This is a genomic window from Amycolatopsis sp. NPDC059235 (genome assembly GCF_042754125.1).
Taxonomy (GTDB): domain Bacteria; phylum Actinomycetota; class Actinomycetes; order Mycobacteriales; family Pseudonocardiaceae; genus Amycolatopsis; species Amycolatopsis albidoflava.
Genome location: NZ_JBHZAG010000015.1, coordinates 20,215 through 33,376, shown reverse-complemented (window position 1 = coordinate 33,376; position 13,162 = coordinate 20,215). Strand labels below are relative to the sequence as shown.

7 protein-coding genes are annotated in these 13,162 nt (G+C 70.8%); 5 read left to right on the top strand and 2 right to left on the bottom strand.

The features are described 5' to 3' along the window. Positions 1-24: 24 nt before the first annotated feature. Positions 25-543 carry a GNAT family protein gene (locus tag ACFXI3_RS13235; RefSeq protein ID WP_344270514.1) on the bottom strand — a complete coding sequence of 173 codons (519 nt, stop codon included), beginning with the start codon at positions 541-543 and terminating at the stop codon, positions 25-27. A 1,426-nt stretch (positions 544-1,969) separates the two neighbouring features. Here ACFXI3_RS13235 and ACFXI3_RS13230 point away from each other — a divergent pair. The 5 genes from ACFXI3_RS13230 to ACFXI3_RS13210 all read left to right on the top strand — a co-directional run bounded on the left by ACFXI3_RS13230 (position 1,970) and on the right by ACFXI3_RS13210 (position 8,395). Then, positions 1,970-2,563: a hypothetical protein gene (locus tag ACFXI3_RS13230; protein ID WP_378399682.1), complete on the top strand. Its 594-nt coding sequence runs from the start codon at positions 1,970-1,972 to the stop codon at positions 2,561-2,563. Between the two features lie 50 nt (positions 2,564-2,613). Continuing rightward, positions 2,614-4,200 carry a DNA polymerase Y family protein gene (locus ACFXI3_RS13225; protein WP_378399737.1) on the top strand — a complete coding sequence of 529 codons (1,587 nt, stop codon included), beginning with the start codon at positions 2,614-2,616 and terminating at the stop codon, positions 4,198-4,200. A gap of 59 nt (positions 4,201-4,259) precedes the next feature. Continuing rightward, positions 4,260-4,382, top strand: coding sequence for a hypothetical protein (locus tag ACFXI3_RS13220; protein WP_378399681.1), 123 nt, complete (start codon positions 4,260-4,262; stop codon positions 4,380-4,382). Positions 4,383-4,384: 2 nt separating this feature from the next. Further along, a complete protein-coding gene (locus ACFXI3_RS13215) occupies positions 4,385-7,717 on the top strand; it encodes an error-prone DNA polymerase (protein ID WP_378399680.1) in 3,333 nt (1,110 codons plus the stop codon). Positions 7,718-7,807: 90 nt separating this feature from the next. After that, positions 7,808-8,395, top strand: coding sequence for a pentapeptide repeat-containing protein (locus ACFXI3_RS13210; protein WP_378399679.1), 588 nt, complete (start codon positions 7,808-7,810; stop codon positions 8,393-8,395). Positions 8,396-8,454: 59 nt separating this feature from the next. Here the strand turns inward: ACFXI3_RS13210 and ACFXI3_RS13205 are convergent, their stop codons facing one another. Then, entirely contained in the window at positions 8,455-12,993 is a 4,539-nt protein-coding gene (locus tag ACFXI3_RS13205) for a glycohydrolase toxin TNT-related protein (RefSeq protein ID WP_378399678.1), read from the bottom strand. Positions 12,994-13,162 lie beyond the last annotated feature (169 nt).

Here is a 13,162-nt window from a genome sequence, read left to right as displayed (position 1 = left end):
GACTTTCGGGTCCCGGCCGGTTTTTCATCCCTCGTGTCCCTCGCGCAAGATCGCGTAGACGACCTCGTCGCGGTAGCCGCCGTCACGCCAGGTGACCTGGCACAGCAGACCTTCGCGATGGAAGCCGGTCTTCTCGAGCGCCTGCTGCCCGTCGAGGTCGTCGCTGTCGACGAAGGCTTCGAGCCGATGCGCGCGGGTGTGCCGGAAGAGCTGGTCGACGAGCAGCTGGTACGCCTTGTCCATGCCGTGCCCGCGGTAGTCCGGCAGCAACGTGACGCCGACCCGGAAGCACCCACCGGCCGGCCCGCCCCGATCGGCGGCTTCCCAGGTCGCCATCCCCGCGACGGCCGAGTCGGCAGTCACCGCGACCGCGCTTGAAGCCGGGCTGAGGAACCCGTCCTCAGCGAAACGGCGTCGTGCCCGCGGCCCGGTGAAACTCGTCCACTGGAAGGCCGCGGCGACGTCCGGGTCCGTGGAGAACCGGTCGAGCACCGGCAGGTCAGCTTCGGCGAAACCCCGCAGGGCGATGTGTCCTGTCTTCATCAGGGTTCCCAGTGTAAAGAGCTGTTTTCGTGGTGTCCCGGTGATCTTTCGGGTTCTTCCTTCGTCCGCGCTTGACAGCCGGGGAGGGGGCGAGTGAGACTGGATGGTGTCGAACGGGTGTTCGATCCTGTTCGGCGCAGTGGTGTGTTTTTGGGTGCGATTGTTGGGTGACCGTGCGGATTCCGCGCGGATGAGGATGCGGAACCGCCTTCCCCGCGGTGTGCCGACGTCCGTCCCGGGCTGGGTTTGACGACCCTGCTCCCGGGGCGGGCTGTCGGTCGATCTCGGAGGAAGGAGGGGACCGGTGACGACCGGAGTGGCTTCGGGGGCTGCTTCTTCGGAGCTCGCTTTTCCGGGGGCTGCTTCGGAGATCGCGGGAGAACCGGGAGCTTCAGAGGCCGCGGGGGCGGTTTCCGGAGCCGAGGGGACTTCTGCGGACGGTTCGGTCGCGGCTGGTTTTTCGGGGGCGGGTGCGGCCTCGGCTCTGGCCGGGATGGCTTCGGGGGCTTCCGGAGCGCGGGGCGGTTCGACCGCGGCCGGGGTGGGCGGCGCTTGGTCTCTGTCCGAGGCTGTTCCCGGGGCAGCCGGTTCTTCGGTGACGGCCGAGGACCTGGACGTGCCGATACTGCCTGCTGCCTCTGCCGATCTCCTTGGCATTGCGGGGATTCCAGCGAAGCCGAAGAAACCCGCCAGGCCGTCTCGGAAGAACTTCTCCGACGCGGAAGTCTTAGCTTCCGCCGCCACGAGCGTGCCGGAGGCGCGGCCGGCACGCTCGTGGGAAGTATCGGTGCCATGGGCGGCGATCGAAGCCTTGGCGAAGGAACGAACGCCGGTCGCCGCGATGTCCGCAGGGTCGCCGAGGTCGATGTTTTCGTTGGGGGAGAACGGATCTCATGCCCGGCCGAGTTCTCTGGACGTGGCGTACGAGCCATGGACGCCGGCCAACTTCGGCCGAACGGCAGAAGCCGGCTCGTCGACGCTTCGTTCACGGGCACGGTCAGGTCCGTCGGTCGAATCCGGTCGTGAACTTCCTGCCAGGACTGCGGAGTCTGCTGGCGCGCGTATGTCCAGCGGACCTGATTCCCCGGCCCCGCTCACCCCTCCGACTCAGCTGCACCCCGCAACTCCGTCTAACTCCGGTCCGAAAACTCCGCCCGAGAGTCCGCTCGCTCCTCCGACCCCACTGCACCCCGCAACTCCACCCGACTCAGCAACCCCGCTTAACCCCGAAGCTCCCGACTCGCCGAAACTCCGCCCTCCAACCCGGCTCCACCCAGCCGACCCGCCCTCGCCCGCCGACCCGCCCGCACCCGCGGACCCCTCGCACCCGCTGGCCAAACTGACCGCCCTCCCCGGCGTCAGCACTGCCAGCACTGTCGCGGCCGAGCGGGCTTCCCGGGCCGACTGGGGCCAAGCCGCCGGGCGGATGCTCCCCGTGGCCCCAGCCCTGGCCGACCTCCTCCCCGGGGCCGGATTGCGCCGCGGAAGCATCGTCGCGGTCCACCACTCCACTTCGTTGCTGTTCGCGTTGCTCGCGGAAGCGACCGCCGCCGGGGCGTGGGCGGCGGTCGTCGGTGCCCCGTCGCTGGGGATCGTCGCGGCGGCTGAGCACGGGGTCGCCGTCTCGCGGCTCGCGTTGGTTCCTCAGCCGGGGGCCGAATACCAAGCCGTGATGGCCGCGTTGCTCGACGGCGTCGACCTCGTGGTCACCGAGCCTCGCTCGGTCCGGCCGGACGTCGCGCGCAGGCTCGCGGCGCGGGCGAGGAATCGCGGGGCGGTGCTGCTTTCGTTGGGGCCTTGGCCTTCCGCCGACGTCGAGCTGCACTGCGCCCCGGGAGCCTGGACCGGGGTGCTTGAGCACGGTGCCGGACATCTCCGTTCCCGCCCCGTCGAAGTGCACGCCCGGGGACGCGGCGCGGCGGCCCGGCCTCGGTCGGCGTCGGTGTTTCTGCCCGGTCCGGACGGGCGGGTTTCCCGGGGCGAGAAGCGCGCCGCAGCACGGGAAGAAGCAGTCGGATGACCGGAAGTGTCCACAAAGGACAGAAAGACCCACGCCGCCATCCGACGCGGATGCTGGTCTTGTGGTGTCCGGACTGGCCCGCGGTCGCTGCGGTCGCCGCGGCGGGGAGTGTGCTTACCCGGCCAGCGGCGGTGTTCCATGCGAACAGGGTCGTCGCGTGCACCGCGGTCGCGCGCTCGCGGAACATCCGGCGCGGGATGCGGCGGCGAGAAGCGGAATCCCAATGCCCGGACTTGGCGGTGTTCGGCGTAGACGACGCTCGGGACGCGCGGTTGTTCGAGAATGTCGCGTCTGCGGTGGAGGAGTTGGTCGTCGGGCTGGAAGTGGTGCGGCCGGGGCTCCTCGCGGTTCCCGTCGCGGGTGCGGCCGGGTATTTCGGCGGCGAACCGCAGCTCGCGGAGAAGCTGGTGGACCAGGTGGCCGCGGCGGCCGGGGTCGAATGTCAGGTCGGCGTGGCGGAAGGGTTGTTCGCGGCGACCCTCGCCGCACGGCAGGGCGCGCTGGTCGAAACTGGGCGGACGGCCGAATTTCTCGCTCCGTTGCCGGTGATCGAACTGGACCAGCCAGGTTCTGAGCGAGCGGACCTGGTCGGCCTGCTCGCCCGGCTCGGGCTGCGCACGCTCGGCGCGTTCGCCGAACTCGGCGAGCGGGACGTCGCCGCTCGGTTCGGGCGCACCGGGGTGCTCGCGCATCGGCTGGCCCGGGGGCTGTCCGACCGGCCGCCGTTGCGCCGCAGTCCGCCGCCGGAATTGTCGCTCGCCGAATCGTTCGACCCAGTGCTCGCCCGGGTGGATGTCGCCGCGTTCATGGCCAAAAAGCTCGGCGCGCGGTTCCATGCCGCGCTCGCGGATCGCGGGCTCGCGTGCACACGATTGGGTATATACGCGACCACCGAGAACGGGGAGCAGCTCGGTCGCGTCTGGCGTTGTGCGGAACCACTTACGCCGCAAGGGGTTGCGGACCGGGTCCGGTGGCAGTTCGAGGGATGGCTCAAGGCCGCGCCCGGCGAACGGCCCACGGCCGGGGTCGCGCGGTTGCGGCTCGAACCGGAAGAGACTGTCGAAGGGAGGTCATTGCAGCTGGGGCTGTGGCGGGGGAGCGATCCCGGAGCCGGCCCCGGCGAGGACGAGGAATTGGCTGCCGAACGGGCGGGCCGGGCATTCGTGCGAGTGCAAGGCTTGCTCGGCCCGGAAGGCGTGGTCACACCGCTGCTCGACGGCGGGCGCGATCCGGCGAGCCGGGTCCGGCTCATTCCGTGGGGCGACCCGCGGGAAGCCGCCGGGCCACCGGACGCCACGTGGCCGGCCCGGCTGCCTTCCCCGTCTCCGGCGACGGTGCTGGAACAACCGTTGCCAGTCCAGGTCATCGACGAACAGGGGCGGCCAGTCGGCCTCACCGCGCGCAAACGGCTGACCGCGCCGCCGCACGGACTTCGCGTCGCGGGCGGGCCGCCGCGGCCGATCACCGGATGGGCGGGCCCGTGGCCGGTCACGTCGGGCCGTCGGTCGACCGGGCCGCAGCAAGCCCGGCTGCAATTGCTGCTCGCGGCAGGGGAAAACGAAGCACCGGAAGCGGTGCTCGTCCTCTGTTCCGGAACTGAAAATCCAATGTGGACTGTGGAGGGAAGTTACGACTGACGGAAAGCTGCCCGACGCTTGCCGAAAAATCCTGTGAAGACAACGAAAGGAAGCCGAAGATGATGGACCACGACCTGCCGACGCCCCGCGTTCCGGTCGAACCGCCGTGCCCGTTCGACCCGGCGCTGCTCGCGCTGCTGATCCCGCAACCCCGTCGATCGCCCGAGAACCGGGTGGACTGACGATGGGCTGGAACAACCCGCCGGTCCCGTGGAAGGACCTCGCGCGGGCGCTGTCGGGCGGGATGCCGCCTGGCGACCACGGTGACAGTCCGGCATGGGGGCGCAAACGCGAGGCGTATCGCCGACCGGCTGACATCCCACCGCCGCGCAGCGACCTGGAAGCCGGGCCGCGAGTGGCGTACGCCGAGCTGCACTGCCACTCCAACTTCAGTTTCCTCGACGGTGCCAGCCACCCCGAGGAACTGGTGGAGGAGGCCGCGCGGCTGCGGCTCGACGCGATCGCGCTCACCGACCACGACGGCATGTACGGCGTGGTCCGGTTCGCCGAAGCGGCCAAAGAGCTAGGCGTCGCAACGGTATTCGGCACCGAGCTGAGCTTCGGGCTGTCCGGCCCGCAAAACGGCGTCGCCGACCCCGAAGGCGAACACCTTCTGCTGCTGGCCCGCGGCGACGACGGCTACCGCAGCCTGTGCCGCGCGATCACCGCCGGACAGCTGCGCGGCCACGAAGACGAAAAAGCGGAACGTGCCGAAAAAGGCCGTCCGATCTACGACTTGCACGCGGTGGCAGAAGAAGTCGCGGGGAAATGCGCGGTGCTTACCGGCTGTCGCAAGGGATCCGTGCGATCGGCGTTGATGCGCGAAGGCCCGGACGCCGCGCTCGCCGAACTGAGCCGGCTGGTCGACCTCTTCGGCCAGACCCAGGTATACGTCGAGCTGATCGACCACGGCCAGCCGCTCGACAGCGTGCACAACGACCTGCTCGCCGAGATGGCCAGCGAGCTCAAACTGCCCACCGTCGCCACCACCGCCGCGCACTACGCCCGCCCGGAACGCGGCCGTCTCGCTGACGCGCTCGCCGCCATCCGAGCCCGGCGCGGCATCGACGACCTCGAAGGCTGGCTGCCCGGCGACGCCGCCGCGTTCTTGCGCTCTGGAAACGAAATGGCGGAAGTCTTCCAGCGGTACCCGGGCGCGGTGCAGCGGTCGGCGTTGCTGGGCATGGAATGCGCCTTCCCGCTTGAGCTTCTCGCGCCGGAGCTGCCGCCGTTCGACGTCCCGCCTGGCGAGACCGAGACCACGCACCTGCGAACCCTCGTCAAGAAAGGCTTCAAAGAGCGCTACTCGGGCAAAGAGCACGAAGACAAGGCCTGGCAGCAGATCGAGCACGAGATGGGGGTGATCGAGAAACTCGAGTTCCCCGGGTATTTCCTGATTGTCTGGGACATCGTCCGGTTCTGCCGGGATAGCGGAATCCTGTGCCAGGGAAGGGGTTCAGCGGCCAACTCGGCGGTGTGCTACGCGCTCGGGATCACCAATGTCGATCCCATCGAGTACCACCTGCTCTTCGAACGGTTCCTCGCGCCCGACCGCGACGGCTACCCGGACATCGACATCGACATCGAGTCCGACCGGCGCGAGGAAGCGATCCAATACGTCTACGGCAAACACGGCAGGCTCAACGCCGCACAGGTCGCGAACGTGATCACCTACCGCGCCCGCTCCGCGATCCGCGACGCCGCCCGGGCGCTCGGCTACTCGCCCGGCCAGCAGGACGCGTGGAGCAAGCAGATCGACCGCTGGGGCGCCTTGCAACGCACGGAAAAGGACCACGACCACGACATCCCGCGCGACGTCGTGCAGCTCGCCTTCGCGCTCGAAGACTTCCCGCGGCACCTCGGCATCCACTCCGGCGGCATGGTGATGTGCCGGGAACCGGTGAGCCAGGTGTGCCCGGTCGAATGGGCGCGGATGGAGAACCGCAGTGTGCTGCAGTGGGAGAAGGAGGATTGCGCCGCGGCGGGGCTGGTGAAGTTCGACCTGCTCGGGCTCGGCATGCTCTCCGCGTTGCACTACATGCTCGACCTGGTCAAGGAGTACAAGGGCGAGAAGATCGATCTCGCCGAGCTGAACCTCAACGACGAGAACATCTACGACATGCTTTGCCGCGCCGACGCGATCGGCGTGTTCCAGGTGGAGAGCCGGGCCCAGCTGGCGACCTTGCCGCGGTTGCGGCCGCGGGAATTCTACGACCTGGCCGTGGAAGTCGCGCTGATCCGCCCCGGCCCGATCCAGGGCGGTTCGGTGCACCCGTACATCCGCCGCAAACAAGGGCGCGAGAAGTGGGAGTACGACCATCCGCTGCTGGAGAACGCTCTGGAGAAGACGCTGGGGGTGCCGCTGTTCCAGGAGCAGATGATGCAGATCGCCCTGGACGTCGCGAACTTCACCCCGGCCGAGGCCGACCAGTTGCGGCACGCGATGGGGTCGAAACGGTCGCAGCGGAAAATGGAACGGCTGCACAAGCGGTTCCTCGACGGAGCCATCGCCAACGAGGTGGACGCGGAGCTGGCGGAGAAGATCTTCCAGAAGCTCAAGGCGTTCGCCAACTTCGGCTTCCCGGAAAGCCACGCGCTGAGCTTCGCGCATCTGGTGTTCGCGAGCGCGTACTTCAAGCACTACCACCCGGACGCGTTCTGCGCTGGGCTGCTGCGGGCGCAACCGATGGGGTTCTACTCGCCGCAGTCGCTGGTGGCGGACGCGCGCAGGCACGGCGTCACCACGCTCGGTCCGGACCTCAACCTGAGCCTTCCGCACGCGACGTTGGAAGCGTTGCCGGACAACGGAAAACTCCACGCGGTGCGCGGCGGGCTCAGCACCGTCCGGATGATCGGCGAAACGCTGGCCGAGGAGATCGTGGCGGAACGGCGGGCGAACGGCCGCTACGAGAGCATGTCCGACCTCGGCAGGCGCGTCCGGCTCAGCACGCCACAGCTGGAGGCGTTGGCCACCTCGGGCGCGTTCAGTGCGTTCGGCCCGGATCGGCGGCAGGCGTTGTGGTCCGCGGGCGCGGTCGCGCAGGACCGGCCGGAGAAGCTGCCCGGCACCGGCGTCGGCGTGGACGCGCCGATGCTGCCCGGGATGGACGGGCTCGACCTCGCCGCCGCCGACGTGTGGGCCACCGGGATCTCGCCGGACAGCTACCCGACGGAGTTCATCCGCGACCGGCTCGACGCGCTCGGGGTGATCACCGCCGACCAGCTGCTGAGCCGGGACGACGGGGAACGGGTGCTCGTCGGGGGAGCGGTCACGCACCGCCAGCGCCCTGCGACCGCCGGTGGAGTCACGTTCCTGAACCTCGAGGACGAGACCGGCATGGTGAACGTGATCTGCACCCTCGGGCTGTGGCAACGGTTCCACCGGATCGCGCGGGGCAGCGCGGCGTTGCTGGTGCACGGAGTGCTCGAAAAAGCGGACGGCGTGGCGAGCGTGCGCGCACAGAAACTCGAGCAGCTGACGCTGCGGATTCCCACGAGATCGCGGGACTTCCGATGACCGGCGGGCAGTTCGTGGACACACGCCTTCCGGCGGCTCGCAGCCACCCCGTCGACGAGGCGGCGCCGGGGCTGATGTCATCCTGTCGGGGTGACGGAGACCGGCGAGGACTACACCGAAGCACGACTTTCCGGCCAGTGGTGGGAAAAACGCCAGTTCGTGGGTTGCGACTTCACCGAGGCGGACCTGCGCGACCTGCGCACCCGCGGCTGCACCTTCGACAACTGCGACTTCACCAAGGTCGATCTCGCCGGCTCGCGGCACGACGCGTCGGCGTTCCGCTCGTGCACGTTCGACCGCTCAGTGCTCGCCGACAGCCGCTGGTCGTCGTGCTCGCTGCTTGGTTCGTCCTTTGTGGACTGTCGATACACCGGGATCGCGCTGACCGAATGCGATCTGTCGCTGGCGTCGTTCGCGCGCGGCCGGTTGCGGAAACTGGACCTGTCGGGTCTGCGGATGCGGGAAGTGAACCTCAACGAGACGGATCTGACGGATTCCGACCTGCGGGGCACGGATCTGTCCGGAGCCCGGATGATCGGCGCGAAGCTTCCCGGCGCGGACCTGCGCGGCGCGGTCGTCGACGCGAACGGGCTGGTGCAGGCCGATCTGCGCGGCGCGTACGTGGACGTCGAACTGGCGGTGGCGTTCGCCGCGGCTCATGGCTTGGTCGTCAAGTAGCCCGTTTCCGGGCACGAAAAAGGGGCGAAGCCCGCTGGCCCCGCCCCTCTTCCGCGTCCTCAGTCGATCGGCGGTTCGCCCGGGTCGAGTTCGATCAGGTCGCCCTCGGCGAGCAGTTCTTCGATGCTCGCCGGCAGCAGGTACGCCGACCCGCCGCCGGGCTGGTTGAACCACGGGATCGCCACCCCGGCAAGGGTTTCGAGCGGCCGCTGCACCCGGTACACGTGGTAAGGCCGGTTCACCCACTCCGGCACCAGCGAACGCTCCTCGAACGGGGTGCCCGCCGCGTAGGTCAGGTTGCCGTTCGGGCCGCCGAAGCGGTCCAGCTCGCTGCCCGCGGGCAGTTCGCGCAGTTCCTTGCCGCGGAACAGGGTCAGCGGCGGTTCTCCGGACAACGGCGCGATCGGCCACTGCCCGCCTCCGCCGGTTCCGTTGGCGCGCACCGGTTCCTCGCGCCGCACCGGCGGTTCTCGGCGCTGCGGCGGGCTGACCGGCGGCGCGACCTGGGTGGGCGGAGCGCTGACCGGCGAGGCGATCTGCGTCGGCGGGGCGCTGACCGGAGGGGCCACCTGGGTCGGCGGGCTCACCGGTGCCGCGATCTGCGTCGGCGGAGCGGGCGGCGGGGTCTGCCGGGCCGGCGGTTCGTCGTCGGCCAGCAGCTGATCTGCCGGCGTGAACGCGGTCTGCTCCTGCGGCGGCACGTTCTCACGCGGCCGGACCGGGAACGAGCCGGTCGCGACCTCCGGCGACAACGTCGCCACCACCGGCGGCTTCGGCGTGTCCGCGACGGGCTCAGCCGGCGCGGGGGCTTCCGGCGCGACGTACCCGTCGGGGTACAGCAGCACCTTGCCGAGCATGAACGCCGCGGCGTCCTCCGCGTCGCCGAACACCGCCGGGTTGATCAGCTCGCCGTCGTACCAGCCGACGCGCCAGCCTTCGCCCACCTGCTCGACGCTCCACCCGCGTTCGGTGGGGCCGCCGAGCCGGTACGCGGCCTCGGGCACGTTCAGCTCGTCGAGCTTCGCCTGCAGGTCGGCCAGCTCCGGTTCGGCGGGCTGCTCCCGCCGCGGCGCCGGAGCCGGTTCGGCCTGCTCCCGTGCCGCGCGCCGCCCGCCGGACGGCGGGGGCACCGGCATCTCCGGCACCGGAAGCCCGCCGGGGATCTCGGCCCCCGGCATGATCATCGCGGTCGGCGGGCCCGAGTCGTACTCGGCCTCGCGGCGGTTGTCGTCCTCGTAACCGCTGGAGTGCGTGAACAGTTCCGCCCGCTGCTCGTCGTCGTCGCGGGACGGTTCGTTGCCGTGCGTGAAGAGCACCGGCTCGTCGCCGGCGTCGACCGGCTGGTGGACGTCGGTCTGGTCCTCGTCGTCGTCCGGGTGTCCCGGACCGGTGCCGTTGCGACCGGGGACGAGGTCGTGGTGGACGTCGGTGTGGTCCTCGTCGTCGTAATGACCGTCGTGACCATCGTGACCATCGTCGTAGCGGTCGTACTGCGCGCCGTCGAAGTCCTGCTCGAACGGCGGCTCCGCGGGACGCTCCGGCGCGGTGCCGTGGCGGCCCTCAGCCTCCTTCTCGCGCCCCCGGCCGTGCGCGGCGGCCAGCCCGGCCGCGGCCAAGCCACCGGCCGCTGCGATCCCGGCCGCGGCCGCCCCGACGTGACTGCTGCCGTGCTCGTCCGCCGGTTCGGCCTGGCTGTCGGTTTCCGCGCCGCGCCGTCCGCCGGCCTCGGCGTTCAGCCGCACGTCCTCCTGACGGCTGTCGTCCGCTTCGGCATCCGGCTGGGCTCGCCGACGGCCGCCCTCCTGGTCGGCGTCCGCTGCCGCGCCGCGACGACCCGCGTCCGGCTCGGCGGTGTGCCGGTTCGAGGCGGCGGGTTCGTCGGCGGAGCTGTCCGCGCCGATGAGCCCGTCGGCACCGATAAGGCCATCCGCGCCGACAAGCCCGTCCTCCGCCTGCGGGGCCGGCTGCTCGAACGCGCCGACGCCCGGGACGTTGCTCCCGTGCGCGTCGAGGTGCTCGTCGTACCCGTGGGCGTCGTCGTAGCCGCTCGCCGCGTCCTCGGCGTGGTGCGCGGGCTCGTCGTAACCCGCTTCGCCGTGCCCGCGCTGACCGACGGCTTCGTCGTATCCGTGCGGCTCGGCGTACTGCTCGTGGGCGGAGTCCTCGTACCCGTGCTGGTCGGAATAGCCGCTCTCGTGCCCCTCGTACCCGTGCGGCTCGGCGTCGTACCCGCGGGCGTCGTGCGGTGCGGATTCGTCGTAGTCGCCGTGGGAGGCAGGGTCGCGGTAGCCGCCTTCGCGGCCGGACTCGTCGTAAGCCTGGTCGTGCTGGTCGTAACCCTCGGCGTGGCCATGCTGGTCGTAGCCGTCGGCGTCGTGGTGGCCGGGTTCGGCGTAACCGGCGGCGTCGTGGGCTCGTTCGTCGTAGCCGGACGCGTCGGAGTGCTCGTCGTAGCCGGCTTCGTGCGGGTGGCCGGGTTCGGCGTGGGTGCCGTTCGCGTCGGCCTGCTGGCTAGTCCCGCGCGAGGCGGCGTATCCGGCAACTCCCGCCGCGCCGGCAGCTCCCGCGGCAGCAGCGGCGACGCCCAGTCCGTGCGATCCACCGGAGCTGTCCGGCCCGCCGGAGACCGGGGCGGACACTCGCGTGCCCTGCGGACCGTTCGCCGCGCCGGGACCGCCCTGCACATCCTGCGCGCCCGGCCTGTCCGAACCGCCACGTGCGGCTGGTCCGTTGGGCTCGAAGGAAACGTCGGAACCGCCACGTGCGCCGGGACCGCCGCGCTCGTCGAAGCCGGATTCATCCGCCGCACCGGGCTCGCCGGGCCTGCCGAATTCATCGGCTCGCCCGAACCCGTCGGGGCGGCCGGTGGTGTCGGGCCTGCCGGATTCGGGACCGCCGAATTCATGGGCTGAGGCGAGGCCGTCGTGGCCGAAATCGTCTGGGCCGCTGGTCGCGCGGGGGCCATCGGCTGCGCCGGGCCTGCGGGAACCGGGGTCGCCGAATTCGCTTGCTGAGTCGAAGCCGTCCGGCCGACCGGCGGCGCCGGGCCTGCCGGAGCCTGGGGTGCCGAACTCGTTCGAGTCGAAACCCTCGGGACCACTCGGCCCGCCTGCGGTGCCGGGCCTGCGGGAACCGGGGTCGCCGAATTCGCTTGCTGAGTCGTAGTTCTCGGGGGCAGTTGGCCGACCGGCTGTGCTGGGCCTGCCGGAGCCCGAGGCGCCGAACTCGCTCGGGTCGTAACTGTCGGGGCCGGGGCCGCCGGAGCCGGGGCCGCTGAAGTTGTCGGCTGGGTGGAAGTCGTCGGGGCGGCCGGCTGGTTCGGGCCTGCCGGACTCGGGGGAGCCGAACTCGTCGGCCGGGTGGAAGTTGTCGGGGCTACCGCCCTTGCCGCCCGCTGCGCCGAGTGCGGCTGCGCCCAGGCCCGCTGCGCCGAGTCCGGCCGCGGCCGCGCCGACTCCGGCTGCGCCGAGTCCTCCGGAACCAGCGCCGCTGGGGCCGTCAGCGCCAGCTCCACCGGAACCTGGTCCGTGGGAGTCGAAGCCACCGCCGGGTCCGCCGCCGGCACCATTCGGTCCGCCTGGCGCACCGGCAACGCCGGGGCCGCCGGCGTTAGCCGGGCCGTTCGGACTGCCAGGGCCGCCCGGCGCACCAGCGGCGCCAGGTCCGCCAGGTCCAGCCGCACCGCCCGGCGCGCCACCACCCGGTCCGCCCGAGCCAGGTCCACCAGGAGCACCAGCCCCAGGAGCGGGCCGCTGCTGGGGAGTCTGGCTCCCGCGAGTCAGGTAAGCCGCCGCGCCCTGCAGGGTCAGTTCATCGACCTGCGGACGCTGGAAGCCATTGGCCCGGATGTGCTCGATCAGGTCCGCTTCCGGCGAGACGCCGTACGTGCGGAGGTAGAAGTTCACCGCGGCGGGCCAGATCCAGTGGCCGTCGCTGTGGAAGGCGACCGGCACCGTCGCCTCGGGAGTCTGGGCGAGCCGGTCGATGTCGTAGCCGCGGTCCTGGACCACGAGCGGTGCGTGGTCCAGATAGTCCAGCAGCCGGTCTTGCTCGTCGACGTCCAGGTCGGGACGGTTGATGACCGGGCGGCCGGCGGGGCCGATGGTGTCGAAGATCCGTGCGATGCGGAAGTGCGGGCCGGGCTGTTCCGGGCCGAGGCCGGACATCCGGCGGATCAGCCACTCGGGCACGTTCTCCTCGGTGCGCGGGAACATGCGCAGCTCGTCGGAGTACGCCTGGGGCGGCGGGGCGAGGTGCCAGCCGGGCTCGTCGCGGTTGTACTCGAGGTTGTAGCTGGAGGGGTGGTCCAGCTGGTACCGCGCGTTGAACCAGGTGCCGCGGCCGTCTCGGTACATGCCCGCGCGGAGCCTGCCGAAGAGGGTCGCGATGTCGTGCGTCGCGATCCATTCCTGGGCGGTGCCGTCTTCGAGCACGATCTCGCCGGTCAGCTCGTGGTACCTGCCGACGGCTCGGTACTCCGCGGAGACTTTGCGCCAGTCGCGCGGGGCGGCGCGCAGCAGGGCCAGTCCGATCTGCTTGACCAGAGTGTCCTGCTCCGTCGCGTTCAGCTGCGTCGTCGGTTGTGCCACAGAGAACATTTTGACTGTTCGCGCGCGCGAACGCACCCCGCATAGGGCATTTGCCACCCGAGGGCCGGTGGACGTGCCCGCTGACCTCGACGGACGCGATATGGCACGGGTCACACGCCAGGGTGGGTGATGCGGTGGAGCCCCTCCAGCTTAAGACCCGGGAAGGCTGATTCGACGG

Coding starts and splice junctions, on each gene's coding strand:
- ACFXI3_RS13235 (WP_344270514.1), bottom strand. CDS start 543: ATGAAGACAGGACACATCGCCCTGCGGGGTTTCGCCGAAGCTGACCTG.
- ACFXI3_RS13230 (WP_378399682.1), top strand. CDS start 1,970: ATGCTCCCCGTGGCCCCAGCCCTGGCCGACCTCCTCCCCGGGGCCGGA.
- ACFXI3_RS13225 (WP_378399737.1), top strand. CDS start 2,614: ATGCTGGTCTTGTGGTGTCCGGACTGGCCCGCGGTCGCTGCGGTCGCC.
- ACFXI3_RS13220 (WP_378399681.1), top strand. CDS start 4,260: ATGATGGACCACGACCTGCCGACGCCCCGCGTTCCGGTCGAACCGCCG.
- ACFXI3_RS13215 (WP_378399680.1), top strand. CDS start 4,385: ATGGGCTGGAACAACCCGCCGGTCCCGTGGAAGGACCTCGCGCGGGCG.
- ACFXI3_RS13205 (WP_378399678.1), bottom strand. CDS start 12,993: ATGTTCTCTGTGGCACAACCGACGACGCAGCTGAACGCGACGGAGCAG.